Source organism: Obesumbacterium proteus, assembly GCF_001586165.1.
In the GTDB taxonomy this organism is placed as follows: domain Bacteria; phylum Pseudomonadota; class Gammaproteobacteria; order Enterobacterales; family Enterobacteriaceae; genus Hafnia; species Hafnia protea.
Window position 1 is genome coordinate 3,377,038 of sequence record NZ_CP014608.1, and the last position, 25,128, is coordinate 3,402,165.

Below are 25,128 nucleotides of genomic sequence, written 5' to 3' on the forward strand. Positions count from 1 at the left end.
CCAATTTAAAAATACAATGGGAGAACGTTCATGTTCAAATCTATCTGCGCCGCAGGTGCGATTTTATTACTGGCAGGCTGTCAGACCGCGCATAAAGAAGCTGCACCTGAGGCGTTGAGCTACCAGTGTGGCACCACGTCGTTGACCGTAACCGTGGATAACCAAAAGGATCAGGTCAGTTTCATCATGGATGGCAACCAATTGACGTTGCCTCAGGTCGTTTCTGCTTCCGGTGCGCGCTACAGCAACGGCAAGTACACCTTCTGGTCTAAAGGCAATACCGCGTTTATCGAACGCAACGATCAAATCATTATTAACGACTGTGTGCTGAAATCTTAATCCTTTCTGGGGCTGCCTCAGCGGCCCCAACCGTCTTATCCCTTGCGTATGATGACTGTCCCTATAACATGCGGTGTACTGTCACCGCCTGTCTGCAAATTTCCTAGTGTTATAAAAAACCACTTTTAATTCAGTGTAATAGATAACTTCTGCCGTCTTCAGATTGAGAGGCGGTTTACGCGTAGGCCTCCTTTCTCCCTCAATAATGGCTAATGTAGCGACAACGATAGCCGTGAGTGAATTGAGATTATCCCGCCACGGGAGCAGAATAGCGTTCTGGACTTGTGACGGACTGCTGAATATGAGTGAAAACAACGAGTTTGATGTTGCCGATCTGCGTCGTGAATATGTACGCGGTGGACTGCGCCGAAGCGATCTGACGGACGATCCGCTGGAGATGTTTGAGCGTTGGTTGAAACAAGCCTGTGAGGCACGCTTAGCCGATCCCACGGCCATGTGCGTGGCGACGGTAGACAAAAATGGCCAACCGTATCAGCGTATTGTGTTACTCAAGCATTTTGACCAGCAAGGAATGGTGTTCTACACCAATCTGGGCAGCCGCAAGGCGCAACAGCTGGAAGAAAACCCGCATATAAGCCTACATTTCCCGTGGCATATGCTCGATCGCCAAGTCAGCGTATTAGGCACGGCAGAAAAGCTATCGACGTTAGAAGTGATGAAATATTTCCACAGTCGGCCGAAAGACAGCCAAATCGCAGCGTGGGTATCTCACCAATCATCGCGCATTTCGACGCGTGGCATCTTGGAAGGCAAGTTCCTCGAGCTGAAACAGAAATTCTTACAAGGTGAAATTCCATTGCCGAGCTTCTGGGGCGGATACCGCGTAAAAATTAACTCGATGGAGTTCTGGCAGGGGCGAGAAAATCGCTTACACGACCGTTTTATTTATCAACGCCAAGGCGATGCGTGGGAAATTGACCGGTTGGCGCCTTAATCAGCGAAAAACACCAGTTAAATCTAGCGCGATGGGCGTGACCCCTTTATTCTATAGGGCTTATCACCCGCACGAACTATCACTCGTATGGAACGCGCGGTAGTAAATTAAAATCTAATGGAGTCTTTAATGGCGAGCAGCAACCTGATTAAACAACTGCAAGAGCGGGGCCTCATTGCCCAGGTAACGGATGAAGAAGCGTTGGCAGAGCGACTGGCGCAAGGGCCACTAGCACTGTATTGCGGTTTCGATCCGACCGCTGACAGCTTGCACTTGGGCCATCTGGTTCCGTTGCTGTGCTTGAAACGTTTCCAGCTAGAAGGCCACAAACCTGTTGCTTTGGTTGGCGGCGCGACTGGACTTATCGGTGACCCAAGCTTTAAAGCCACCGAGCGTAAACTGAATACGCAGGATACCGTGCACGAGTGGGTAGATAAAATCCGCCATCAGGTTGCACCGTTCCTCGACTTCGACTGTGGCGAAAACAGCGCGATTGCAGCCAACAACTACGATTGGTTCGGCAATATGAACGTGCTGACCTTCCTGCGTGATATCGGTAAACACTTCTCTGTTAATCAGATGATCAACAAAGAAGCGGTAAAACAGCGCTTGAACCGTGATGATGTCGGTATCTCGTTCACCGAGTTCTCCTACAACCTGCTGCAAGGTTACGACTTTGCGAGCCTGAATGAACTGCACGGCGTAGAACTGCAAATCGGTGGTTCTGACCAGTGGGGGAACATCACTTCAGGTATCGATTTAACTCGTCGTCTGCATCAGAAACAGGTTTGGGGCTTAACCGTTCCGTTGATCACCAAAGCTGATGGCACCAAATTCGGTAAAACCGAAGGTGGCGCAGTGTGGCTGGATCCGAAGAAAACCAGCCCATACAAATTCTACCAATTCTGGATCAACACCGCCGATGCGGACGTGTATCGCTTCCTGAAATTCTTCACCTTTATGGATCTGAAGGAAATCGACGCGCTGGAAGAAGAAGACAAAAACAGCGGCAAAGCGCCGCGTGCACAATACGTGCTGGCTGAGCTGGTGACCCGTATGGTTCACGGCGAAGAAGGATTAGCCGCTGCAAAACGTATTACTCAGAGCCTGTTCTCTGGTGCATTGAGCGAAATGACCGAAGCTGACTTTGCTCAGCTGGCGCAGGACGGTATGCCAATGGTTGAACTGGCGCGTGATGCTGATTTACAGCAGGCGCTGGTGGATTCCGAGCTACAGCCTTCTCGTGGTCAGGCGCGTAAAACTATCGCGTCGAATGCAATTACCATCAATGGTGAAAAACAGTCTGATCCGGAATATACCTTCAGCGATGCTGACCGTCTGTTCGGACGCTTTACTTTATTGCGTCGCGGTAAAAAGAATTACTGCCTGATTTGCTGGAAATAAGCCACGGATGCAATAAAAGGGGGACTCAGGTCCCCCTTATTTTCCCCTTAATATGAATAACCCGCTGTCGAGAGCGACAGTGAAGTAGGTCGCATCCATGAAAAATATCCTATCTATTCAATCTCATGTGGTTTTTGGTCATGCAGGAAACAGCGCAGCTGAGTTTCCTATGCGTCGTATGGGCGTAAATGTCTGGCCACTGAACACCGTTCAGTTTTCAAATCATACCCAGTACGGTCACTGGACTGGCTGTGTGATGCCAGCCAATCATTTGACGGAAATTGTGCAGGGAATTGCAGACATCGATCAGCTGAAAAACTGCGATGCCGTATTGAGTGGGTATATTGGTTCGCCAGAACAGGGCGGACATATTTTGGATATTGTACGCAAGGTCAAAGCAGCTAACCCAAATGCTTGGTATTTCTGCGACCCAGTGATGGGGCACCCAGAAAAAGGGTGTATCGTTGCGCCGGGCGTAGCGGAGTTCTTTGCGCGTGATGCCGTCGCCAGCAGTGATATTATGGCACCTAACTTGTTGGAGCTGGAACAGCTGACCGGACATACCATTAACAGCGTAGAAGAAGCGCTGGTTTCTGCTCGTAGCGTCATTGTTCGCGGGCCGAAAGTGGTACTGGTCAAACATTTGTCCTACGCCGGTTATCACAAAGATCGTTTTGAAATGATCTTAGTTACCGCCGATGAAGCATGGCATATCAGCCGTCCGCTGGTCGATTTTGGCGCTCGTCAGCCGGTTGGCGTGGGTGATTTAACCAGTGGTTTGCTGCTGGTGAACATGCTGAAAGGCGAACCGCTGAAGAAAGCCTTAGAACATGTGACCGCAGCAGTCTATGAAGTGATGCTGACCACCAAAGAAATGGGCGAATATGAGCTGCAAGTTGTAGCCGCTCAGGATCTGATCGCTCAGCCGGTGCACCAGTTTGCAGCCGTTGCGCTGTAAAAAATAGCTGAATATTGCGTTACAAAATTAATCCCCCTGCGGCCAAACATGGCGGCAAGGGGATTTTTTATTTGCCTAAAATTAGAATGGTTTGGTTGGCAAATATTTCCCGTCAAAGGTGATCACTGCGCGTGAACCACCGTCAGGATCTTCCACTTTCTTAATATCCAGCTTGAAGTTGATGGCGCTGATGATGCCATCGCCGAACTGTTCGTGTACCAGTGCTTTCAACGTGGTGCCATAAACCTGCAGCATTTCGTAGAAACGATAAATGGTTGGATCGGTTGGGATGCCCTGAGGGATAGAACCGCGCAATGGTATCGCCTGTAGCAACAAAGCGGCATCTTCTGACAGCTCGAGCTGTTTTACGATTTTTTGTGCGGCATGTTCCGGCAATGGATGCTGGCCTAATAAGGCTGCGGTGACGAAGGCAATACTCATATCCGTACCGTCGGCCAGATCCTGCCAAGATAAGTTCTTCGCCATTTTGGCCATAATAATGGTTTCGGTAAGGGCGATACGTGCGTTTTGAGTCGTTAGTGTTTGAGTCATAATTTTCTCCGAAATAGTGAATGAATTAGGCAGCGTTAGCCGCGCGGTGTGATGCTAAGGCGCATGCGTAAGGGTTTTCGCTCAGAGAAACGAATTGTTTACTTTCCCCCACAAGGGTCAGCATTTCTCCGCTCTCAATGTCATAGACCCAGCCGTGCAGGTTGAGTCGTTCTTGCTCGATGGCGACCGCCACCGAAGGATGTGTTTTTAGGTTGGAAAGTTGTGCCACAACGTTAGCCTGCACCATGCCATTCAAGCTCTCGGCTTCGGACGCATAGAAACGGGTTGCATTGACCAGTTTGGCAGCATCGGCATGTTTCAGCCATTGAGACACCATCGGCATGTGGTCTAAACAAATACCTTGGTTAATTGCCGTCATGGCTCCGCAGTCGGAATGTCCGCAGATTACAATATCGGTTACGCCTAAAGCGGCTACCGCGTACTCGACGCTAGCTGAAACCCCGCCGACTTCTGGGCCGTAGGAGGGAACCAGATTACCCGCGTTGCGAATAACGAAAAGATTGCCTGGCTCCTGCTGAGTCAGGAATTCCGGCACAACACGGCTGTCGGAACAGGTAATGAACAGGACGCTTGGGCTCTGGCTATTCGCCAGATCTTTGAACAGCTTGGTACGCTGCGGGAAGCATTCCTGCTGAAATTTTAAAAAGCCTTTGATGATGTTCTGCATGATATTTTCCTGCGTGCTAAAACGTGCAGCAAGAATGCGGTTATTTCTCTATAATGTCTAAGTGCCATTTTTTATACTTTGTATAATTTTTTTGAATAGTAGGTGTTATGTTCCTTCGCAATCTCCGTGCTCTTCTTTCCGTTGTTAAACATCGAAATTTCACCCGAGCGTCGGAAGAGGTCTGTCTTTCTCAACCCGCGCTCTCGCAAAAAATTAAGCAGTTAGAGGAGCAATTGGGCGTCGCTTTGCTCGACCGTTCACACCGGATCGTGCGTCCAACCGACGTGGGAGAGGTCTACCTTGAACACGCGCGTCGGGCGCTGAATGAGCTAGAAATGGGGTATCGAGCGATCCATGATGTGCAGGATTTAAGCCGAGGAAGTTTACGAGTTGGCTTTACGCCCACGTTTAGCGCCTATTTGATCGGCCCGTTGTTTAAACGCTTTTATCAGCTATATCCCAACATTAAGCTGCATCTGCGTGAGCTCTCGCAGGAGCAGTTAGAAAAAGACTTGCAGGAAAATGAGTTGGATCTCGGCTTGGCGTTTGTTTCTCCCCACGCTGAGCATATCGATTATCATCCTCTATTTTCTGAAGTACTGGCCGTGGCCGTGGGGGAAAATAGCCCGCTATACAGCAAAGAAAAAATGACGCTGGATGAGATCTCGGCGGTGCCGATGGCGCTATTGAGTCAGGACTTCGCCACGCGCGCCTACATTGACCACTATTTTGACCAGCATCAGCTAAAACCGCATTTGGCCATTGAAGCCAACTCCATTAGTACGATTCTGGATCTGGTTAAAAGCAGCGAATTAGTCTCTGTGTTACCTCAGGCTATCATTGAAAAACAAGCTGAAATGCACGCCATCAGTTTGGTGCCCTCGTTACCCGAGCGCACGGCAGCCTTATTGCTGCATAAAACACATTATATCAGCGCGGCAAGCCATGCCTTTAAGTCACTTATGAACGACGAATTTATGCAGGATAAGATTGATTAGAAATGAAAAAGGCCCATTAAGGGCGTTTTTCAGGGTAGGTAACATGGGCTTTCAGCGGTGCAATGCGGGTTTGCGCGGCACGCAAGACCACTGAAAGCCATAATAAACTACCCTACTGTGGACACTGTGTGGACACTCTGGGAGTCAACACCACCACGTAGCGGATTGAGTGAAATAGCATCCTGAAGATACTCCGGGGCAAAGTGTGCATAGACCATTGTCTGCTCTATCCGTGAATGCCCCAGTATTCTCTGCAAGGTGATGATACTCCCGCCGTTAATCATAAAGTGGGTAGCAAAACTGTGACGCAATGCGTGTTTTCGCGAGGCGACATTCAGCGGGACACTTGATGCCCCTCAGCAGGACGGGAAAATGGCCTGGCTGGTCACGTTTACGCTGGCAGAACATATCAGTGTGCAGGAAAAGCGGGAAGCCCGGGCAACAGGCAAAACGTCAGCCAAAAAACAGACGGCCGGTAATGCGGGACAGCCTGGTGGCCAGAGTGCCGGGGAAGATGAAGAAAAACTGACGTGGTTTGAACAACGGGTGCTGAAACCCGTCAATGATGCTTTGGGTTAATGATGAAACCAGTTAAACGCCTGTACCTTTCAACGGATGAAGTTCACCTGGCGGATGCCAGCCTGGTACTGGAGCTGAACAGCTGCGGCCGGGGATTTATCACTGCACAGACACCCACGGATTACACCGGGAAACTGGTGCGACTGGATGTGGGATACTCCGATCTTCTTTTGCGCTGGTTTACCGGCTACGTGGAACGCGCACAACCTGCCGAAAACGGTTTTCAGCGCCTGTTTGTGCGCGAACTGGTCGGCGTATTTGAGAGGATGTGGTCATGTTCATTTCAGCATCCCACTTTGTGCAAGGTAGCCAGCTGGCTGGAGGAAAACAGCGGCATTGTGGTCAGTGTGCCGGATGCCCCTTACACCGATAAACCGATCCCCCATTTCACCCATAACGGCACGGGTTATCAGCTGCTGAATAATCTGGGCAGGGCGTTCAGTATCCCGGATTACATCTGGTACCAGCTGCCGGATGGTTCCCTGTATGTGGGCGGTGCGGAAAAAGCGATGTTTGCCGGTCGTCCGGTCGATATCCCGGCAGAGTTCAGCCAGGGGGCGGCTGGCGGTAATTCCATGACGTTGCCAGTGATCCAGAGTCTGCGGCCGGGTGTGGAGCTGAACGGGGAGCGCGTGACCAAAGTTCATCTGACCAATGACACAATGGTTGTCATCTGGACACCCAGAAACCGCGCAACTGGTCAGCCATTACAGAAAACACCGGCACAGCGCCAGATTGAAAGCCATTACCCGGAACTGACTTCCGGGCTGCATCTGCCAAAGCTGGCCAGAGTGGTGGCACCCAGCGAGGCCGTGAAAAGTGGTAATTTTGCCGATCCGTTCCGGCCGCGCTATGCCGTTGATGTGCAGCTGCTTGACGCAGACGGCAACCCGGATAACCAGACGCCTGTTTATTCTGCGGTGCCGCTGCCGGTACCTATGGCCGGTAATGATTCTGGTATGTTCCAGTTTCCGCCTGAAGGGACGCTGGTTGAAGTTGCATTTACCGGAGGACGCCCGGATAAACCGTTTATCCGGCAGACATTACCGGATGGCACCAGTCTGCCGGATGTTAAACCCGGTGAGCAGCTGCAACAACAGCGGGCGGAAGTGTCGCAACGAGTTACCCAGGCGGGCGACTGGGTGAGGCAGACAGATCAGACCATCAGTGAGACATCGATGGCGCGTACGGTCAAAGCCGATACGGAACGGCGTGAGCTGGTCAGCCGTGAAACCACGGTCAAAGCCACCGATAAGACCATGGTACTGGGTACCGCCACCCTGATGGCCGGAGCCATACAGCATGTCAGTGCCGGCGATTATAGCCAGGCTGTGAAGGGCAACAGGCTGGCCAGTATTGGGGGGAATGACGAAACCGATATTACCGGCAAACAATCCACGAAAGTGGCCGGTGCCGGTGCCGGTGCCGTGGATGTTGATGTGGGGGGAACCCTGACTGAAAAGATTGCTGCATTACGTAAATCTGTGGCATCGGGCGGCCAGCAGATTATGGGACCAACCGTCCATATTGGCAGTGAGAGCGTGAACACGCTGACCATGATGCTGGACACCATTGATTTACTGGCAGAGCTGGCGCAGCAGTGTGCGAGCCATTCACACCCCAGCGTTGGTACGCCAACCAATGCCGGCGCATTCACACAGACGGCGGAGAAGGCCGGACAGACCCGAAGTAAGTACCAGAAAATAATCGCCTGACCATCCCATCAGCCCGCGCATAATGCGGGCTTTTTTGTGCCCATTCCCAGACCTCACCAGACGCATTCTGAGCGCCGCAATTATCTGCACCCGTTCATCCCAACCTGATTAACTTCAGAAGCGCAGCAAGGCGCTGACGCAGCCTGCCGCGACGAAATAACGGCGGAAGTGACGAAAACGGTGCTACACCGCACCCGCCTGCGGTTTTCGTGTTGAGAATGATTTCAGTTTTCCCGGTGGTACAAAACACATCGCCAGACCGCGCCAGCGCTGGGGCTTTGGCGGTACTTCGCCAACTGAAATGTGTGAAACAGATTTCAAGGATTTCAGTTTTTGTGCGATGACCGGCTGTGGGTGAACAATGCCGATGCCGGGTTTCATGCGGGGTTAACAGCGATTACGTGACTTATTACGTAACGGTCACAGCGAGATCAGGTCAGTGCGTGGAAGTGTCCAGGCCTTAACTGACGTGCTCTTGCGCGGAATAGCAGTGAAATGCGGAACTGAAATACTTTGCACAGCATGAACCATCGCCATACCTGCATTAACGTATACGCTCCAGTGTTCAAGTCATTAACAGATAGATATACAAAATCACCAACAAATCAGGGCGATTTCTGACCGATTCTGATTTTTTCAAAAATTGAGGGGGCCATCGGAAAACCGTCACAACCGTCACAAGATTTAAAAATAGTATCTATCTATATGATATATATAAGTAAATAGTAGTATTGAAAACCATCAAAAAACTATCACAACAGCATCACAGTGTGACGGTCTTAAATCATCACAACTCTGTTTTATAACTTACTGAATTTATTGGGTGTGACGGTTTTCCGATGACCGCATCAAATTACTGCAATTAGGCATTTTGGGTGTAAGGCTAAGGAGATGTTAAGGTAGTAAGTGCTACTTATTATAAATTAATAACATTCTAAATGTTGCATATAAAATAATTAATCTTCTCATTATGTCAATGTGCTTGGAGGTAGATTGGGAAATTTTATTTTCTTCGTTGTACAGGACATCATTTATGCTATAAGTAACAGTTTGATGTGATTTATAGAGGCTTGTATGAATAATCTAGATGCAAAAATTGCGGGTTTAGGGTTTCTTCAGTCAATTATATCTAGAATGGCATCTAATTCTTTTTATATTAAAGGTTGGGATTTGACTATATTTATAGGGGTTATTGCTTTAAAGAAAGATGTCACCCATTATGGAAGCGCTATTTTTTGGGCGTTGATAGTAACTTCAATTTCTTTTTTCCTTCTTGACGCTTATTACTTACAGCAAGAAAGAATATTCAGAAAAGTGTATAATATTTTGTCTGAAAAGAAATTCGATGATGAAGGTGTCAACTTTTTTAGGGTTAACCCGACGCAATACAAAGAATTAGAAAATGTTGAGACGTTGAAATATACGGAATCACTATTTTCCAGAACTATTCTGTCATTCCACATACCATTATTTGTGATTATTATTGCTTTTTTTGCAATGTCTTAGTAAAGGATTATGATATGCTTTATGCGCTCGACTTTGATATTAATAACAATTCATTTTTGATTACAGATTCCAAGTATAATCAAGAATTGGATCCTAAGTTGAAATTGGAAAATCCTGTATTGAAAATTACCAATGCCACAACTAAAAAAAATGGTGGCGAATTGATTGGTGAGGTGGACTATGATGATTTTATTGAAAATTGGTTTCCTAAAACTAATGCTCATGTTTTTATATCACATAGTCATCAAGATAAACAAAAAGCAGTTGCTTTGGCAAACTTCTTATATAAGAAGTTTGGCATAAAATCCTTTATAGACTCAGAGGTTTGGGGGTATTTAGATGATGCCATGTTGGAGCTGAATAAGAAGTTTAACCCTATTGAAGGTAAAGAAAATACCTATCAATATGAGGAATGTAACAAGCTGGCTGGTAGCCTTAATTTGATATTATCATCTGCGTTAATAAAAATGATTGATTCTGCAGACTCTCTTTTCTTTATTAATACTGCAAATTCGGTTAATGATGTGAAAGATGGGTTTAAAACAAGCTCGCCATGGATATTTACTGAAATATTACTGAGTTCTATGCTAGAGAAAAAACCTCACGCCAGACGTCCAAAATTGATGTTGGAATCAGCGTCATCCGATATAGTGTTTGATAGTATAGTCGGTACTGAGGTTAGAAAAAGTGTACGTTTTTCATTTCCGCTTGGTATGGATCATATGCATAAAGTAACATCAGAAATGTTGGAAAAAATACGAGATAGAGCGAAATCTATTCCATGTCAAATTAAACTTGAAAATGGACACTGCGATATCACTCCAAAATTTACTAATAGTGATATATTCAGAAATCTAGATGCTATTTATAACGTAGCTGTTCGCAAGAGCTAACCTAGCTCGCATATTTTAATATTTGTAAGTGGTAAGCGCCCAGATAAACTGGGCGTTTACTCTTAGTTTATTTGAGGTAGGAAATAATACCAGTAACGGCGGCTACGGCGGCAAGTAAAATAGTGCAGAATGCAAAAGTCTGATTGCGTAACTCTTTCTGCATTGTTGTACGTAAATCTGAAATATCAGATTTAGTTGCAAAATTTTCGGAGCGGGTAGTTAAGGTTGCGATGTTAACGCGGATTTCCGTAACGTCCTCTTCAAGTTTTTTTACTCTTTGCTCTAAATCTTCAGCCATTCCGCCACCTCTACTACCACCGCCAAAAGGAGTGATTTTGGGCAATTCTCTTTCTCGGTATGAGTCAAGATTGACCACTGTCTCTTCCTTAAGTTTATCACGCATCCTCTCGAGCCTCTTTATTTTTGTTATCAATCCAGTTCAGTACCGAACGAGCACGATAGAGATTTAGATAGCCACAGTTCATACAATGAGTGGGGAAATAAGTTTTATGTAGGATGTCACTGAATTTATCTGAACCCAATGTTATTGGTGTGACAAAAGTGCGGACTATCTTGTCGAATGATTTGCTTTTTTCGTCATCTGGTAAAAAGATAAGTAGTTTTCTGGGAGTGCACTTCTTATCAGAACGCCACTTTCTGGGACAGCAAACTTTTCATGGCGGCACATCTGACACTTTTGCTCAATTCCTTTCGATGCGAGATATTCTGCAAAAAGCTCTGGTGTGACCTTTTTCAGCCGTTCTTGAAACTCGTCTACTGGGTTACTGTTTTTTTTTATTATGCTCTTTTAGTTGTTGTTCTGCTTGTGACTGAGCATAAAGCAAGATTAAAAAATCTTTCAATTCCTGTTCTGAAGGATAGGGGATTTCCATGATTGAAACTCTCTTCTATGTTCGTAAAAATCCCGCTAGTGCGGGATTTTAGTTACTGATGTGGTCGTTACGTGGGCGTTTGTTGAAATAAATCCTTTTATTTCATTGTGTTAAGTGAAAAAAATAAGCCTGCGTAAGGGCCTTTTGGGCAATGCGGATAAAGATTACTTCAAACCTTCAGCCGTCAGCGCAGCGTCAACGGCAGGGCGAGCAGCCACGCGTGCAACATAGCTGACAATGTTTGGATAGGCTGGCAGATCGAAATGCAAAGCTTTAGCCCAGCCTAACACGGTGAACAGATAGGCATCGGCGACGCTAAAGCGCGCGCCCAGCAGATAGCTTTGATTGCTCAGTACACCATTGAGGTAGGCGAACTGCTGTTCCAGTTTCTGACGTGCGATGGCTTTATATTCTTCAGGAGTTTTCGGGTTAAACAGCGGGCTAAAGCCTTTGTGTAACTCGGTCGCAATATAGTTCAGCCACTCAATTGCATGATAGCGAGCCAGTGAGCCAGCCGGTGCGATCAGGTTACGGTCTGGCACCTTGTCAGCCAGATATTGCACAATGGCAACGCCTTCGGTTAACAGGCTTCCGTCATCTAACTGCAGGGCAGGTACTTGGCCTTTTGGGTTAATCTTCAGGAAGTCTTCACCGTGCTCGGTCTTTTTAGTGGCAAGATCGACGCGCTCAATCGTAAAGTCTAGCCCAGCCTCACGCAGAACAATGTGCGGAGAGAGAGAACAAGCTCCGGCTTTGTAAAACAGTTTCATCAAACACTCCTTAGACGATCCTGAGACATTGATATCCCCGAGAGGGGTATCGATATACCTAGCGAGAAACCATATTACGGCGACAATGAATAATTGTCAGTGACTGGTTTATGTATTTTTGTGGATGCTCGCAGATAAAAAAAAGCGCCCATGAGGGCGCTTTTCATCATCATAACCTGAAGTGATTAAGCGGTCGCAGCTTCGCGAGCGGCTTCTTCATCGCTGCTCTGAGTCATACGATTCAGTTTAGGCGCGGTCAGCATCATCAGTACGGCGATAACAGCCGTAACGATACCAATCTGCATAAACACGTGGCTGTAGATAGCTAGTGACGCATGAGCGTCTGGTACGTCAGAAGGAACAGCGGTCAGCGCAGCAACTTTACCTGCAATCAGCGCAGCGGCAGCGGTAGTCAGGAACCAAGAGCCCATGATGAAGCCCATCAGACGCTGTGGAACCAACTGTGCAACCATTGCCAGACCCAGGCCAGAAATCATCAGCTCACCGATACTTTGCAGCGCGTAGCTCAGGATCAGCCAGTTTACAGACATGATACCTTGCTCGTTAGCGAAGGTTGCGCCCCATGGCAGCACTAAGAATGCGCCAGAACACAGAACCATACCGATAGCGAACTTGTGCGGCATTGGCAGACGGTCACCCATCTTGTTATACACCGCAGCCAGAATTGGGCTTGCGACCATGATCCAGAATGGGTTCAGTGCCTGATACTGCTCTGGCTCAAACGCGATACCCAGAATAGAGTGCTCAACGTTGTGAATTGCGAAGAAGTTCAGAGACGTTGGCATCTGGCTGTACAGAACGAAGAAGACAACGGCTTCCAGCATCAGCAGGAAAGCAACGATCATCTTGCGACGAGCAGAGCCGTGCAGGGAGAAAGTCTCTTTAGCGAATACCAGAACGATACCCAGAGAAATCACTGCCAGCGCCCAACGAGCAACGGTTTGGTTGTGCAGAAGCCAGTAAGAAACACAAATCAGCGCCACGATACCCACTAAGGTCATCAGCAGCTTATTAAATTTCAGAGGCTCAAAGTCAGGTTTAGAACCTTGGTTCTTAACCCAACGACGGCACATCATGAAGTTAACCAGCGTGATCAGCATACCCACAACGCTCAGTGAGAATGCGACGTTCCAGCCATACTTTGCGGCCAACCAAGGGGTTGCCAGCATAGAGAAGAAGGAACCGATGTTGATGGACATATAGTACATAGTAAATGCACCGTCCAAACGCGGATCGTTTTTCTCATAGCAAGTTGACAGCAGAGAAGATGGGTTGGCTTTGAACAAGCCGTTACCTACGGCGATAGTTGCCATACCTGCGTAGACCCACGTGATGTCGTGGCCTGAGAAGGCAACCAAGGCATAACCTACGGCGAGGACTAATGCACCGAGCACGATAACGCGTTTGGCACCAAGAACTTTATCGCCTAACCAGCCACCGATAGCAACGAAGCCATAGACCAGTGCGCTGAAGGAAGAGAACAGGGTGATCGAGTCAGCCTCGGTCATTCCAAGCATTTTGACCAGATAAACGGCCATGATGCCCTGAAGGCCGTAGTAACCAAAACGTTCCCATAGTTCGATGGAGAAAATCAGGTAGAAAGCTCTAGGCTGTTTAAAGGCGTTTAGGCTAACGCTCTCATCGGCCTTATTACTGTTGTTGTTTGCGGTTGACACAAATACCTCGAATTTTTTCATACCCCATCAGTGACAGGGAAACAAAGAGTGATGCGGGGAGCATCCTTTTGCATTGTTATAAGTGGGAAGATCGAGGGTTAATGTTCACTATATGATGCAGTCTGACAATACCTATGAAATATTCTGTTACATAAACACTATGCAGAACATCCGCGAGTTGTTACAAATGTTATGCAGAGTGAAGCATTGTGTTTTCGCTCTTTCCCAAATTAATGTTTTGATTAAATCCTAATCAGAGCGCTTTGCGTTATATATTCTTCTATTGTAAAGATATCCAGTGTGATCGACTGCTTTCTATAAAAATGCCATTGTAATAATAATGCATAACCGTTTATGTGCATAATTATCCAAAAAATTCACATTTTGTATGAAAATGGTTATTTTCCGTGACCTGATAAATGTGATCTATTTCAAAAAAATGACAACGAAAACCCTTGATCTCCGCGCTGTGACGCCTTTTCACACTTATTGTGAAAAACAGCGAACGCGATCACGGTTGATGAGGGTTTTATAGAAAGATATTTGAAACGGATGGAAGGAACGTGGTGTTAATAATGCGCAAGATATGCCTGCGCATTATGTCTCAGTTTGACTAGGATTCGGGATAAACTTTCTCTTTAAACTCACACAGATCTTCGATGATGCATGAGCCACAGCGCGGTTTGCGCGCGATACAGGTGTAACGGCCGTGCAAAATTAACCAGTGATGACAATCAAGCTTAAACTCTTTCGGGACGACTTTTAACAGCTTGGCTTCGACTTCATCAACGTTTTTTCCCGGAGCAAAACCGGTACGGTTACACACGCGAAATATATGCGTATCTACGGCAATTGTTGGCCAACCAAAGGCGGTATTGAGCACCACGTTGGCTGTTTTGCGACCAACACCGGGCAGAGCTTCAAGTGCCGCACGGTTTTCTGGCACTTCACCATTATGCTCATCGAGCAGGATCCGGCAGGTCTTAACGATATTTTCTGCTTTGCTATTATACAAACCAATAGTTTTGATGTACTGCTTGATGCCATCAACGCCCAGCTCAAGCAGCGCCGCTGGAGTATTTGCCACCGGATATAACAACGCCGTTGCTTTGTTTACGCTCACATCGGTAGCCTGCGCCGATAGCAGCACGGAAATCAGCAACTCGAAATTTGAGCTGTAGGCCAGTTCAGTGGTGGGATGAGGATTATTCTCTTGTAGCCGCTTGAGGATCAGCGTGCGCTTTTCCTGATTCATAATGCTCGTTCACTTCCATTATCGAGAGTCGGAGCAACCGTTTGACGCGCTGCCTGACGTGCTTTCATTTTCTGATCAATAACATACTTCAGCGCCAACAAAAATCCTAGGCCCAAGAATGCACCGGGTGGCAGCATCGCCAGTAGGAATGGCGTATCAGTGTGGAAGATTTCAATGCGTAACGATTTAGCCCAAGACCCCAACAACAAATCGGCACCGTCAAACAACGTACCGTTACCGCAGATTTCACGTAGCGAACCCAATACGAACAGCGCGCAGGTTGCGCCCAGCCCCATGGCTAAACCATCGATCGCCGAAAGCCCTACCGGATTTTTCGCCGCGTAAGCTTCAGCGCGACCAATCACGATACAGTTGGTCACGATCAGCGGGATGAAAATCCCCAGTGACTGATAAAGCCCAAAGGCGTAGGCGTTGATCAGCATTTGCACAGTGCTCACCACCGAGGCGATGATCATCACATAAATTGGAATACGGATCTCGTGCGGAACCCAGCGGCGCAGGGCAGAAACGGCGCTGTTGGTGAAAACTAGCACTAATGTGGTTGCCAACCCCAGACCCAGCGCGTTGGTTGCGGTGGATGACACCGCCAACAAAGGGCACAAACCGAGCAGCTGAACCAGCGCAGAGTTATTCTTCCACAGGCCATTTGCCAGCAGCGTTTTGGCTTCACTCATCAGTTACTTTCTCCTGCGGTTATTTGGCAACGTGGCATGGATTCAATACGCTCGCGGTTTTCCTGTAAGAAAACGGCCGTATGGCGTACTTCATTAACGACTGCGCGTGGCGTAATGGTGGCACCGGTAAACTGATCAAACATGCCGCCGTCTTTTTTCACAAACCAGCGTGGGTCATTATCACCGTGAACGGTTTGATTGCGGAAGCTGTTAATCCAGTCAGAAATTCGGGCATCAATTTTATCCCCAAGACCGGGCGTTTCATGGTGCTCTAAAACGCGAACGCCCAACACCTTACCGGAAAAGTCAGCGGCAACCAGCAATTGAATCGCACCGGAATAGCCATCGGGCGCTGTGGACTCCACTGCGGCAGCCACCGGTACGCCATCTTTCCGCGCCAGATATAAATGGTGCGGGGCAGCAGACCCAAGACGCTTATCCGTGACAACGTAACATTCATGTTGAAGCTCGTTGTTATACATTTCGGTTGGCAGAACCTGATCAAACAATTGTTTCTGTTGCAGTTCGGCCTGATGAGCAATGGTGTCTTTGGTTAATTCATTCACCACCGCCGTCAGACCTGTGGCTAATACGGCAAACAACGCAAGCGTGGTGCCATGGCGGCGCATAGTAGAAAGCATAGCGATTCCTTAGCGATGTCCGTAAGCGCGTGGCTTGGTGTAGTGGTCGATCAACGGTACGGTGATATTAGCCAGCAGCACGGCGAAGGCCACGCCGTCTGGATAGCCCCCGTAGGTGCGGATAATCCACACCAAGGCACCAATCAAACCACCGAAAATCAAACGCCCACGCGGCGTGGTAGATGCCGTCACCGGATCGGTTGCGATAAAGAATGCGCCCAGCATGGTTGCGCCGGAGAACAGTTCTAACATCGGCGGCACTGCGCTTTCGGGAGAGAAATAACCACCGAGAGCCGAGCATGCCGCTAAGGCCACAATGAAACTCATGGGGATCTGCCAGTGGATCACGCCGCGCAGCAGTAACACGATGCCACCCAGCAAGAAACCGGCGTTAACCCACTGCCAGCCTAAACCGGCAAATTCACCCTGATAAATTGGCTGACGCAGAATTTCTGCCACGTCATGGCCGGAGCGAAGACTGGTTTTAAAGCTGTCTAATGGCGTGGCTTGGCTGATGCCATCGGCGGTTTGAATCAGCTGATGAATAACCGTGCCGTCAGCGGTATGCCCGCTAAAAATAAGCAGCAGAGTATCATTCACATTCAGCGGTGCGCTCATCAGGCTCTCTGGCGGCAGCCACGTGGTCATCTGCACGGGGAACGAAATCAGTAGAACGACATAGCCAATCATCGCTGGGTTAAACGGGTTTTGCCCCAAACCACCGTACAGCTGTTTGGCAATCACGATGGCGAATACCGTGCCTAATACCACCATCCACCAAGGTGCGAGCGGTGGCAGACTGATCCCCAACAGCAACGCCGTCAGCAGGGCGGAGTTATCACCCAAAGTTTTGGCTACGTTTCGATGACGCAGGCGTAAAACCAGCGCCTCGGTCAGCAGCGCTGTCACAATGGCCAACGCACACTGGATCAGGTTGCCATAGCCAAAGAAATAGGCTTGAGCCGCGATGCCAGGAATACAGGCAAAAATTACCCACAGCATGATGCGCTGGGTCGATTGCTGATTATGAGTAAAGGGTGAGCTGGCGATTCTAAAAGCCATTTATTCCTCGTTAACCGCGGCGGATTTCTGCGCGGCCTGTTTCGCTTTTACACGGGCAATGGCGGCTGCAACAGCGGCCTTGCGTGGGTCTTGTGGGGCATCAACGTCTTCGTTAGAAGGGGCTGATACCGTATCGGTTTCTTGCGCTTGAGCAGCTTTTTTAGCTTTAGCACGCGCAATCGCCGCGGCCACCGCGGCTTTACGCGGATCGACATCGACGGTCGTTTCCGTTTGAACCACGGAAGATGCGGCACTCTCTAGCGACGTCGCTTTTTTCGCCTTGGCTCGTGCGATAGCGGCCGCAACGGCGGCTTTGCGTGGATCTTCAGCAACGTCAGTAGGAACTACGATATTCTCATCGGTCGTTGCAGCACCTTCAGCGGCATTCGCCTGCGCAGCTTTTTTGGCTTTAACGCGAGCGAGCGCGGCGGCAACGGCTGCCTTACGCGGATCGGCTTCGGATTCAGGTTGAGAAACATTTTCCTGCTTACGCTCGCGAGCTAAGGCTTTGCGTGCCTCACGCGCTGCGCGAATGCTGTTATCTTCCTGATCGTTGTTAAACGGATGAATTGAGCTGATACCGTTTTGCTGCTCTTGACGCTGTTTAACACGTGCCACTGCGGCCTGTACCGCACTTTGGTCGCTTTCAGTCACTTTTACCGCAGCCTGTTTATGGCGCAGTTCTCGAGCGGCTTTTTCACGTTCTAAACGCGCCTGACGGGCTTCGAAACGCTCTTTTGCCTGAGCGGCTCGCGCAGCTTCCTGATCGGCGGCTTTAATTTCTGCCTTCTCTTGGCGATAGTACTGCACCAGCGGAATGCTGCTTGGGCAAACGTAGGCGCAGGCGCCACATTCTATGCAGTCGAACAGGTGATGCTGGCGTGCTTTCTCATGCTCTTGACCACGGCTAAACCAATAAAGCTGCTGTGGCAAAAGACCGGCAGGACAGGCATCGGCGCATTGGCTACAGCGAATGCAGGCCTGCTCTTCGTTGGCTTCATCAAACTCATTTTTTGACGGTGCTAAAATGCAGTTACTGATTTTAACAATCGGCACATTGAGATAGGCGAGGGTAAAGCCCATCAGTGGCCCACCCATAATCACCATTGGCGAGCGGTTCTGAGCTTCAAATTCACCGGCCTGCAAAAGATGTTTAACCGGCGTGCCTAGCCGAGCCCACACGTTGCCCGGTTTTTTCATTAATTCACCGGTGAGCGTGACGACGCGTTCAATCAACGGCTCACCGTCGATAATGGCGCGCTTGATCGCATACACCGTTCCAACGTTTTGCATCAAAACGCCGATAGACGCGGAGTGTTTGCCAAAAGGCACTTCCATCCCTGTGAGGATTTTGGTGAGCTGTTTGGCACCGCCGGAAGGATATTTAGTTGGGATCACCCGCAGTTTGATATCGTCGTGGCCTTGCAATGCGAGCTTCAGCGCCGCAATGGCTTCCGGCTTGTTATCTTCAATACCAATCAGCGTTCGCTGGGGTGACAAAATATGGCGCAAAATTTCACAGCCGGTGATGATTTCAGCGGCATGTTCACGCATCAGACGATCGTCGGCGGTGATATAAGGCTCGCACTCGGCGGCGTTGATAATCAGCGTTTCAACTTTGCCGTAGCCGCCTTCTAATTTGTTCCCGGTCGGGAAGCCCGCACCGCCTAAGCCTGCAATACCTGCCTGATGGATAAGCTCAGTGAGGGCTAACGGTGACTCTGCGCGGTAATCCGCCACCGGATGCAACTCTCCCCAGCGGTCTTGATTATCGGGAATGAGGGTAACACAGGTTTCGCGCAGGCCCGACGGGTGCGCGGTGATCTGAGGCGAGATGGCGCTAATCACACCTGAAGTGGAAGCGTGAACCGGCAGCATGCGGCCCGTGCCGCGTGTGAGCGGCTGACCTTTCATGACGTGCTGGCCGACCTTGACTAACAGTTCACCTTCCGGCCCGATATGTTGCTGAACGGGAATAATCAACATTGGCGGCAGCGAAACGTGGCGCAGCGGAACGTGGCTGGACGGGTGCTTCATTTCAGGCGGATGAATGCCGCCTTTGAAGTCCCACAACTTGTCTTTTTTCAGCGCTGCAAACAAATTAAACATGGTGTTCCACTTCGCGTTCATTTACGGAAATTGTTCTGACTGGAATGGTGTTTAGATCCCATTTCCAGTTTGCCGTGGTGGTCGGCACAGGCACTAACGTGATGCAGTCGGTTGGGCATGGTGCGACGCACAGATTACAACCGGTGCACAGATCGCTAACCACCGTATGCATAGCGCGCGTTGCGCCCACGATGGCATCAACGGGGCAGGCTTGAATGCATTTCGTACAGCCAATGCAGTTCTCTTCATCAATAAGCGCCACCTGACGTACCGGCTCCGACTGGGCGGCTTCGCCGTCTAAAGGCTGAGGGTCTACCGCCAGCAGTTCGGCGATCTTCAACATCACCTGCTCGCCGCCAGGGGCACATCGGTTAATTTTTTCGCTACCGCCAGAAACGGCTTCGGCGTAAGGGCGACAGCCTGGGTAGCCGCATTGGCCACATTGGCTTTGCGGTAGAATGGCGTCGATCTGTTCAACGATAGGGTCAGCATCAACTTTAAAACGACGCGCGGCAAAGCCGAGCACGATACCAGAAACCAGCGCGATAGCGCCGACGGCACAAATAGCAATCCACAACGACGACATTAGAATTTCACCAACCCGGTAAAGCCCATAAACGCAAGGGACATCAGTCCGGCGGTAATCAGTGCAATAGAAGAACCGCGGAACGGTGCGGGAACGTCAGCCACGGCTAAGCGTTCACGAATTGCGGCAAACAGAACCATCACCAGCGAGAAGCCTGCGGCGGCGCTAAAACCATAAACAGCGGACTGCATAAAGTTATGCGACTGATTGACGTTAAGCAGCGCCACGCCAAGTACGGCGCAGTTGGTGGTAATCAACGGCAGGAAGATACCGAGCAGTCGATACAGCGCAGGGCTCGTTTTACGCACCACCAACTCGGTGAACTGCACCACAACGGCGATCACTAAGATAAAGGTTAAGGTACGTAAATATCCTAGCGCCAGCGGCACCAGAATGAATTCGTTAACTGCCCAAGCGCAAACCGAGGCGAGGGTGAGTACAAAGGTGGTTGCCAGCCCCATACCAATGGCCGTTTCCAGCTTTTTAGATACGCCCATGAAGGGACATAAGCCGAGAAACTTAACTAAAACAAAGTTATTGACCAGAACGGTACCGACCAGTAACAGCAAATAATCGGTCATCAACTAAACCTAGCAAGAAAACAGTAGACGAAGAAAAACCGCCGTATTATCGGGATTTAGTCGCCGGACGACAACAGATCAAGTACAAGGTTATTCGATTTATTGCGAATTAACTCGAATGAGGGAGTACTGAACGCCGATAAAAACAGCCTGTTACGGCTCAATAAACGTGTCTCGCACGCGGCTTGAGCGCTTGATATAAGGAACAAAAATAGCGGCAGCCAACAGCGGCATCACCATGTTACGTACCGCCGCAGCGTCGGTAACCGGAGAAAACGCAAAGGATTTCAACGCTAAAAGCACCATCACCAGCAGCCATAAAATGAAAAACTTAGGGAAGCGGCGAGAGCGTTTGCCAAAAAGATAAAGATTAAACAGCGTGAAGGCCCAGATGATCACGGTAATCGCAAACGATAGCATCCACTGGCTGGAGAAAGTGGGGCTATGCGAAAGCAACTGACTGCGACTAGCGGGCTGTATGATCGTCATCAAAAAGATAATCAACATCAGACTTGACGACAGCAAGGAGACAATCATGTAAGCCAGCGGCGCAACGAGCCAGCCACCAATCCGTTTTGTTTTCATATTGCCACCTTCTTTCGACATGCCTTCAGCATAGCCGTCACGTTAAATCCAAATTTCAGCGTTACGCATCATACAGGCTAATTGAAACGCTATCATCGATATCGTGCTGCCGAGCCGTCAACGGGTCACGGCATGCACGAAATGACGATAATTTATTCGATGTTACGGCGTAACTTCGTTATTCCTTTAATTCAGCCCGACGATATTTCCATCATTATCGATATCAATATGGCGGTAGGCGGGTAAGGTACTCAGCCCCGGCATGGTCATAATATTACCGGCATACACGCGAATAAAACCGGCACCCGCCGACACTTTCAGATCGGTGACAGGCAGCACGAAATCACGCGGCACGTTTTTCAGGGCCGGATCGGCACTGATTGAGAGCGGCGTTTTTGCCATGCACAGCGGTAGATGACCAAATCCCGCCAGCTCAAGCTGCTGCAAGGTGGCCTGCGCCGCTGGGGTGAGTTCAGCCCGTAACGCGCCGTAGCCATTTTTTGCCAGCGTCTGTAATTTATCCGCCAGAGACATGTCATCAGGATAAAGCAATGACACATCGCCGCCGGTGCGGCAGGCCGCGGTCACACATTCAGCGAGCTGAGCCGTGCCTTTGCCGCCCGCAGAGAACGCATCGCTGATTTCAACGCCGAAAGCGCCGTGTTCCATCGCGAATTGGCGAATGAAGTCGAGCTCTTCCGCGCTGTCTTCTGGGAAGTGATTGAGAGCTACGACCACCGGCAATCCATAACGGGACGCGTTGCTAATATGCCACGCCAAATTGCTCGCGCCTTCGGTCAGTAACGGCAGGTTGGCGTGCTTAACTTCTTCCGGCAAAGACTGTCCCGGTTTCATATTAAACTTACCGCTGTTGGCTTTTAAACTGCGCAGCGTAGCGACTAAAACAACGCAAGAAGGTTTAATCCCCGACTGGCGACACTTGATATTAAAGAATTTCTCCATGCCCATATCGGAACCAAAGCCCGCTTCGGTGACCACATAATCGGCCAGTTGTAGAGCGAGACGATCGGCAAGCACCGAAGAGTTGCCATGGGCGATATTAGCAAACGGGCCTGCATGGATGAGCACCGGCGTGTTTTCGCTGGTTTGCATCAGGGTTGGGTGAATGGCCTCTTTCATTAACACGGTCATTGCGCCCGCCACTTCCAGATCTTCGGTGGTAATGGCGTGACCCTGTAACGTATAGGCTAAAATAATGCGGCCAATGCGCTGGCGCATATCGGCCAAACTCTCAGACAGCGCCAAGATCGCCATCAGCTCCGATGCCGCGGTGATATCAAAGCCGTCGTGACGTGGAACGCCGTTATTATTGCCGCCCACACCAATATCAATGCTGCGAAGCGCCCGATCGTTATGGTCGATCACGCGTTTCCACAGGATATGTTCGGGATCGATATCGAGACGTTTTAATCCGGTATGTTCATTAAACTTATCGCCCAAGCGTTGTTCATGGAACAAACGAGCATCCAGCGCTGCCGCTGCCAAATTATGTGCCGCGGTGATGGCATGAATATCGCCGGTGAGATGCAGATTAAGCTGCTCCATGGGCAGAACTTGCGCTACGCCGCCACCGGCCGCGCCGCCTTTAACCCCGAATACAGGTCCAAGGCTCGGCTGACGAATACAGGCCAGTGCTTTTTTACCAATAAAGTTTAACCCTTGGCTTAAACCGATGGTGGTGACGGTTTTACCTTCACCGAGCGGCGTTGGCGTAATGCTGGAAACCAACACGAGCTGGCCAGTACCTTGCTCAGGTTTAATTGCCTTGATATCTATTTTTGCTGCGTAATGGCCATAGGGGATTAAATGGGGCGTTGGGATCCCCAGTTGTTCAGCGATCTGGGCGATGGGTTTTAACTGAGGAGCATGCATCTGTTCGGAGAGGGACGTCATGGGGTCGTGATCCTTGCAAAAACAGGTAAAGGCAAACAGGTTAATGGCGACGATTATAGGCTATCGGGCAGTACACTCAATGGAGAATACCGCCCGACACTTATTTTTCGCGCGTAATATTTCATACTACGCAAACGTTTACTCTGCGAGAAATCAATTTTGTGGCAGTAGATATTTACCCAGTGTCACCAGAAGAACCGCAACGATAATGACGCACAGCGCCAGCCATTCGGTTGACGACAGCGTTTCACCGCCTAAGCCGGTACCTAACAATACGGCGACCACCGGATTCACATAGGCGTAGCTGGTGGCAACGGCGGGGCGAACGTTACGAATCAAAAACATATATGCGCTAATCGCGATCAACGATCCGAAAATCGCCAGATAACTTACCGCCAGAATCCCTTGCAGGCTTGGCATCTGCGTCATACGTTCACCGGCGATGGCGCTGGCAATCAGTAACACGATTCCCGCGGTGAGCATTTCAACCGCACCGGCCATCAGTCCTGCCGGTAATTCAACGCGAGAGCCCCACACCGAGCCGAACGCCCATGTCATTGAGCCCGCTAAAATAAGCAGCGCCATCCATGGATTACCGCTTAAATGTCCGCCGCTGTTGAGTAAAATAATGCCACACAGACCGATCGCGATGCCGAGCCATTCTAGCCAACGAGTCGGCATTCCGTACATTCGGCTAAAGCACAGGGTGAAAAGGGGAACGGTGGCAACCATAACAGCAGCAATTCCCGAGGGAACATCCTGATGTTCGGCCACGGTCACCGCGCCGTTACCGGCGGCAAGCAGCAAAATACCGATGATTGCCGCGTTTAATAGCGGACGACCGCTCGGCATTTTATGCCCGCGCAGACGTAGAAACGTGAGCATCACCAGACCTGCGCAGAGAAAACGCACGCCCGCCATCATCAACGGCGGCCAACTTTCCACGCCAAGACGAATAACAAAGTAGGTTGAACCCCAAATAATATACAGGGCAAATAATGAGCCAATAAGCGGGAGAAAGGTGGCAGCACGAGAGCGCATAGTAGGCATTTTCCTTGGCAAAAATAAGCAGCCAGTAAACGCTAAAATGGGCGGAGTAAGTACTCTTTTCTCATGCTTTTTGCTTATTAATAAAATGAATTTAAAGGGAATTAGCTATAAGGCTGCGGCAATCGGGTTTATTGCCGAAAGATAACAAAAAAACATGCTCATTTAAGCAGCAGATTTTAAGGTGAAACCGCATCCAAATGAATAGCCGATGATCTCTGGCAATATAATGCGGTTAACAATTTTTATTGAACGTAACGCCAAATTTCTTTAGGGACGCAGCCCACATCATATAAGCGGCCGCCGCTGGCTAATTCCGCACGACGATGATCGGCAGCGCGATACATATTAATAATTTCCTCATCCTCGACGAGGGAGTAATTAAGATGATCAAAGAGTTTTTCTAAGCTTTCCAGCGTGCTAACTCTGCGGAACTTGAGCAGATAATCATTTACGTTCATTTATATGTTCATCAACAGGAAGGATTACAGAAGAGTTGCCAGTATATGTAGTGAAAACTATCTGTCTAGTACAATATTAGTGATATGTGTTACATAATCAAAAAAAGGGTATATTTTAAAAAGTAACATGATGATCTTCTGTCCAATATATCGACGGCGACAGCGCCCAGATAATTGACTGCTAATTAAATGTGGTGAAATACTTTCAAACAGAATGAAGCATTCCATTCGACAAGAGCTGTTTT

Annotated in this window: 25 protein-coding genes and 2 pseudogenes; 9 read left to right on the forward strand and 18 right to left on the reverse strand. The window is 49.2% G+C overall.

Features of this window, described 5'->3' with window-relative positions:
• Window positions 1-30 precede the first annotated feature (30 nt).
• The 4 genes from DSM2777_RS16100 (at window position 31) to pdxY (ending at window position 3,656) form a co-directional block, all read left to right on the forward strand.
• A complete protein-coding gene (locus DSM2777_RS16100) occupies window positions 31-339 on the forward strand; it encodes an MliC family protein (protein WP_061554532.1) in 309 nt (102 codons plus the stop codon).
• 301 nt (window positions 340-640) lie between these two features.
• Window positions 641-1,294, forward strand: a complete 654-nt coding sequence (gene pdxH, locus DSM2777_RS16105) for a pyridoxamine 5'-phosphate oxidase (RefSeq protein WP_040044902.1) — start codon at window positions 641-643, stop codon at window positions 1,292-1,294.
• A gap of 129 nt (window positions 1,295-1,423) precedes the next feature.
• On the forward strand, window positions 1,424-2,698 hold the full coding sequence (gene tyrS, locus DSM2777_RS16110; protein ID WP_061554533.1) for a tyrosine--tRNA ligase: 1,275 nt from the start codon (window positions 1,424-1,426) through the stop codon (window positions 2,696-2,698).
• A 97-nt stretch (window positions 2,699-2,795) separates the two neighbouring features.
• Window positions 2,796-3,656 carry a pyridoxal kinase PdxY gene (gene pdxY / locus DSM2777_RS16115; protein ID WP_061554534.1) on the forward strand — a complete coding sequence of 287 codons (861 nt, stop codon included), beginning with the start codon at window positions 2,796-2,798 and terminating at the stop codon, window positions 3,654-3,656.
• Window positions 3,657-3,737: 81 nt separating this feature from the next.
• Here pdxY and cynS read toward each other — a convergent pair whose 3' ends face one another.
• A complete protein-coding gene (gene cynS, locus DSM2777_RS16120; protein ID WP_046457064.1) occupies window positions 3,738-4,208 on the reverse strand; it encodes a cyanase in 471 nt (156 codons plus the stop codon).
• A 25-nt stretch (window positions 4,209-4,233) separates the two neighbouring features.
• A complete protein-coding gene (locus tag DSM2777_RS16125) occupies window positions 4,234-4,896 on the reverse strand; it encodes a carbonic anhydrase (protein ID WP_061554535.1) in 663 nt (220 codons plus the stop codon).
• 107 nt (window positions 4,897-5,003) lie between these two features.
• On the opposite strand from DSM2777_RS16125, the gene cynR reads away from it, so the two are divergent.
• Window positions 5,004-5,894 (forward strand): transcriptional regulator CynR, encoded by an 891-nt coding sequence (cynR, locus tag DSM2777_RS16130; protein ID WP_061554536.1) that lies wholly within the window; start codon window positions 5,004-5,006, stop codon window positions 5,892-5,894.
• Window positions 5,895-6,001: 107 nt separating this feature from the next.
• Here cynR and DSM2777_RS23870 read toward each other — a convergent pair.
• Window positions 6,002-6,214, reverse strand: a pseudogene (locus DSM2777_RS23870) (tyrosine-type recombinase/integrase); the annotation flags it as partial.
• Between DSM2777_RS23870 and DSM2777_RS16135 the strand changes: the two are divergent.
• Window positions 6,213-6,473 (forward strand): annotated as a pseudogene (locus tag DSM2777_RS16135) (baseplate complex protein); the annotation flags it as partial. The pseudogenes DSM2777_RS23870 and DSM2777_RS16135 overlap by 2 nt on opposite strands.
• Window positions 6,473-8,188: a hypothetical protein gene (locus tag DSM2777_RS16140; protein ID WP_174521856.1), complete on the forward strand. Its 1,716-nt coding sequence runs from the start codon at window positions 6,473-6,475 to the stop codon at window positions 8,186-8,188. The pseudogene DSM2777_RS16135 and the gene DSM2777_RS16140, both read left to right, overlap by 1 nt.
• Window positions 8,189-8,371: 183 nt before the next feature.
• On the opposite strand, the gene DSM2777_RS16145 is transcribed toward DSM2777_RS16140, so the two are convergent.
• Window positions 8,372-8,569 carry a hypothetical protein gene (locus tag DSM2777_RS16145; protein ID WP_061554537.1) on the reverse strand — a complete coding sequence of 66 codons (198 nt, stop codon included), beginning with the start codon at window positions 8,567-8,569 and terminating at the stop codon, window positions 8,372-8,374.
• 693 nt (window positions 8,570-9,262) lie between these two features.
• Here DSM2777_RS16145 and DSM2777_RS16150 point away from each other — a divergent pair.
• Both DSM2777_RS16150 and DSM2777_RS16155 read left to right on the forward strand, forming a co-directional pair.
• Complete coding sequence (locus DSM2777_RS16150; protein WP_061554538.1) at window positions 9,263-9,694, forward strand: hypothetical protein; 432 nt, start codon at window positions 9,263-9,265, stop codon at window positions 9,692-9,694.
• A 14-nt stretch (window positions 9,695-9,708) separates the two neighbouring features.
• Window positions 9,709-10,587: a TIR domain-containing protein gene (locus DSM2777_RS16155; RefSeq protein WP_061554539.1), complete on the forward strand. Its 879-nt coding sequence runs from the start codon at window positions 9,709-9,711 to the stop codon at window positions 10,585-10,587.
• 67 nt (window positions 10,588-10,654) lie between these two features.
• Here DSM2777_RS16155 and DSM2777_RS16160 read toward each other — a convergent pair whose 3' ends face one another.
• The 14 genes from DSM2777_RS16160 to ydgT form a co-directional block, all read right to left on the reverse strand.
• The gene (locus tag DSM2777_RS16160; protein WP_061554540.1) at window positions 10,655-10,990 is read right to left on the reverse strand and encodes a hypothetical protein; all 336 of its coding nucleotides are present in this window, start codon (window positions 10,988-10,990) and stop codon (window positions 10,655-10,657) included.
• A gap of 654 nt (window positions 10,991-11,644) precedes the next feature.
• Complete coding sequence (gene gstA, locus DSM2777_RS16165) at window positions 11,645-12,250, reverse strand: glutathione transferase GstA (RefSeq protein WP_061554541.1); 606 nt, start codon at window positions 12,248-12,250, stop codon at window positions 11,645-11,647.
• Between the two features lie 185 nt (window positions 12,251-12,435).
• Window positions 12,436-13,947, reverse strand: a complete 1,512-nt coding sequence (dtpA, locus tag DSM2777_RS16170) for a dipeptide/tripeptide permease DtpA (protein ID WP_046457073.1) — start codon at window positions 13,945-13,947, stop codon at window positions 12,436-12,438.
• A gap of 613 nt (window positions 13,948-14,560) precedes the next feature.
• Window positions 14,561-15,202 carry an endonuclease III gene (nth, locus tag DSM2777_RS16175; protein WP_025801047.1) on the reverse strand — a complete coding sequence of 214 codons (642 nt, stop codon included), beginning with the start codon at window positions 15,200-15,202 and terminating at the stop codon, window positions 14,561-14,563.
• The gene (locus DSM2777_RS16180; RefSeq protein WP_043493259.1) at window positions 15,199-15,897 is read right to left on the reverse strand and encodes an electron transport complex subunit E; all 699 of its coding nucleotides are present in this window, start codon (window positions 15,895-15,897) and stop codon (window positions 15,199-15,201) included. The genes nth and DSM2777_RS16180 overlap by 4 nt, the downstream gene beginning before the upstream one ends.
• The gene (rsxG, locus tag DSM2777_RS16185) at window positions 15,897-16,538 is read right to left on the reverse strand and encodes an electron transport complex subunit RsxG (RefSeq protein WP_043493258.1); all 642 of its coding nucleotides are present in this window, start codon (window positions 16,536-16,538) and stop codon (window positions 15,897-15,899) included. The genes DSM2777_RS16180 and rsxG overlap by 1 nt, the downstream gene beginning before the upstream one ends.
• A 9-nt stretch (window positions 16,539-16,547) precedes the next feature.
• Window positions 16,548-17,600 carry an electron transport complex subunit RsxD gene (gene rsxD, locus DSM2777_RS16190; protein ID WP_061554542.1) on the reverse strand — a complete coding sequence of 351 codons (1,053 nt, stop codon included), beginning with the start codon at window positions 17,598-17,600 and terminating at the stop codon, window positions 16,548-16,550.
• Window positions 17,601-19,709, reverse strand: coding sequence for an electron transport complex subunit RsxC (gene rsxC, locus DSM2777_RS16195; RefSeq protein WP_061554543.1), 2,109 nt, complete (start codon window positions 19,707-19,709; stop codon window positions 17,601-17,603). It lies immediately after the preceding gene.
• Window positions 19,702-20,295 carry an electron transport complex subunit RsxB gene (rsxB, locus tag DSM2777_RS16200; RefSeq protein WP_046449298.1) on the reverse strand — a complete coding sequence of 198 codons (594 nt, stop codon included), beginning with the start codon at window positions 20,293-20,295 and terminating at the stop codon, window positions 19,702-19,704. The genes rsxC and rsxB overlap by 8 nt, the downstream gene beginning before the upstream one ends.
• Complete coding sequence (gene rsxA, locus DSM2777_RS16205) at window positions 20,295-20,876, reverse strand: electron transport complex subunit RsxA (protein ID WP_025801041.1); 582 nt, start codon at window positions 20,874-20,876, stop codon at window positions 20,295-20,297. Before rsxA ends, rsxB begins: the two co-directional genes overlap by 1 nt.
• Window positions 20,877-21,029: 153 nt before the next feature.
• Entirely contained in the window at window positions 21,030-21,461 is a 432-nt protein-coding gene (locus DSM2777_RS16210; protein ID WP_040044911.1) for a DUF2569 domain-containing protein, read from the reverse strand.
• Window positions 21,462-21,647: 186 nt separating this feature from the next.
• A complete protein-coding gene (locus DSM2777_RS16215; RefSeq protein ID WP_061554544.1) occupies window positions 21,648-23,375 on the reverse strand; it encodes a formate--tetrahydrofolate ligase in 1,728 nt (575 codons plus the stop codon).
• 153 nt (window positions 23,376-23,528) lie between these two features.
• Window positions 23,529-24,416, reverse strand: a complete 888-nt coding sequence (yedA, locus tag DSM2777_RS16220) for a drug/metabolite exporter YedA (protein WP_061554545.1) — start codon at window positions 24,414-24,416, stop codon at window positions 23,529-23,531.
• Between the two features lie 251 nt (window positions 24,417-24,667).
• On the reverse strand, window positions 24,668-24,883 hold the full coding sequence (ydgT, locus tag DSM2777_RS16225) for a transcription modulator YdgT (protein WP_046460076.1): 216 nt from the start codon (window positions 24,881-24,883) through the stop codon (window positions 24,668-24,670).
• Between the last annotated feature and the right edge of the window lie 245 nt (window positions 24,884-25,128).

Coding starts and splice junctions, on each gene's coding strand:
- nth (WP_025801047.1), bottom strand. CDS start 15,202: ATGAATCAGGAAAAGCGCACGCTGATCCTCAAGCGGCTACAAGAGAAT.
- DSM2777_RS16160 (WP_061554540.1), bottom strand. CDS start 10,990: ATGCGTGATAAACTTAAGGAAGAGACAGTGGTCAATCTTGACTCATAC.
- yedA (WP_061554545.1), bottom strand. CDS start 24,416: ATGCGCTCTCGTGCTGCCACCTTTCTCCCGCTTATTGGCTCATTATTT.
- cynS (WP_046457064.1), bottom strand. CDS start 4,208: ATGACTCAAACACTAACGACTCAAAACGCACGTATCGCCCTTACCGAA.
- DSM2777_RS16215 (WP_061554544.1), bottom strand. CDS start 23,375: ATGACGTCCCTCTCCGAACAGATGCATGCTCCTCAGTTAAAACCCATC.
- pdxH (WP_040044902.1), top strand. CDS start 641: ATGAGTGAAAACAACGAGTTTGATGTTGCCGATCTGCGTCGTGAATAT.
- ydgT (WP_046460076.1), bottom strand. CDS start 24,883: ATGAACGTAAATGATTATCTGCTCAAGTTCCGCAGAGTTAGCACGCTG.
- gstA (WP_061554541.1), bottom strand. CDS start 12,250: ATGAAACTGTTTTACAAAGCCGGAGCTTGTTCTCTCTCTCCGCACATT.
- tyrS (WP_061554533.1), top strand. CDS start 1,424: ATGGCGAGCAGCAACCTGATTAAACAACTGCAAGAGCGGGGCCTCATT.
- rsxC (WP_061554543.1), bottom strand. CDS start 19,709: ATGTTTAATTTGTTTGCAGCGCTGAAAAAAGACAAGTTGTGGGACTTC.
- rsxA (WP_025801041.1), bottom strand. CDS start 20,876: ATGACCGATTATTTGCTGTTACTGGTCGGTACCGTTCTGGTCAATAAC.
- DSM2777_RS16140 (WP_174521856.1), top strand. CDS start 6,473: ATGATGAAACCAGTTAAACGCCTGTACCTTTCAACGGATGAAGTTCAC.
- DSM2777_RS16180 (WP_043493259.1), bottom strand. CDS start 15,897: ATGAGTGAAGCCAAAACGCTGCTGGCAAATGGCCTGTGGAAGAATAAC.
- DSM2777_RS16145 (WP_061554537.1), bottom strand. CDS start 8,569: ATGAAACCCGGCATCGGCATTGTTCACCCACAGCCGGTCATCGCACAA.
- DSM2777_RS16150 (WP_061554538.1), top strand. CDS start 9,263: ATGAATAATCTAGATGCAAAAATTGCGGGTTTAGGGTTTCTTCAGTCA.
- DSM2777_RS16210 (WP_040044911.1), bottom strand. CDS start 21,461: ATGAAAACAAAACGGATTGGTGGCTGGCTCGTTGCGCCGCTGGCTTAC.
- pdxY (WP_061554534.1), top strand. CDS start 2,796: ATGAAAAATATCCTATCTATTCAATCTCATGTGGTTTTTGGTCATGCA.
- rsxG (WP_043493258.1), bottom strand. CDS start 16,538: ATGCTTTCTACTATGCGCCGCCATGGCACCACGCTTGCGTTGTTTGCC.
- rsxD (WP_061554542.1), bottom strand. CDS start 17,600: ATGGCTTTTAGAATCGCCAGCTCACCCTTTACTCATAATCAGCAATCG.
- DSM2777_RS16100 (WP_061554532.1), top strand. CDS start 31: ATGTTCAAATCTATCTGCGCCGCAGGTGCGATTTTATTACTGGCAGGC.
- DSM2777_RS16155 (WP_061554539.1), top strand. CDS start 9,709: ATGCTTTATGCGCTCGACTTTGATATTAATAACAATTCATTTTTGATT.
- cynR (WP_061554536.1), top strand. CDS start 5,004: ATGTTCCTTCGCAATCTCCGTGCTCTTCTTTCCGTTGTTAAACATCGA.
- DSM2777_RS16125 (WP_061554535.1), bottom strand. CDS start 4,896: ATGCAGAACATCATCAAAGGCTTTTTAAAATTTCAGCAGGAATGCTTC.
- rsxB (WP_046449298.1), bottom strand. CDS start 20,295: ATGTCGTCGTTGTGGATTGCTATTTGTGCCGTCGGCGCTATCGCGCTG.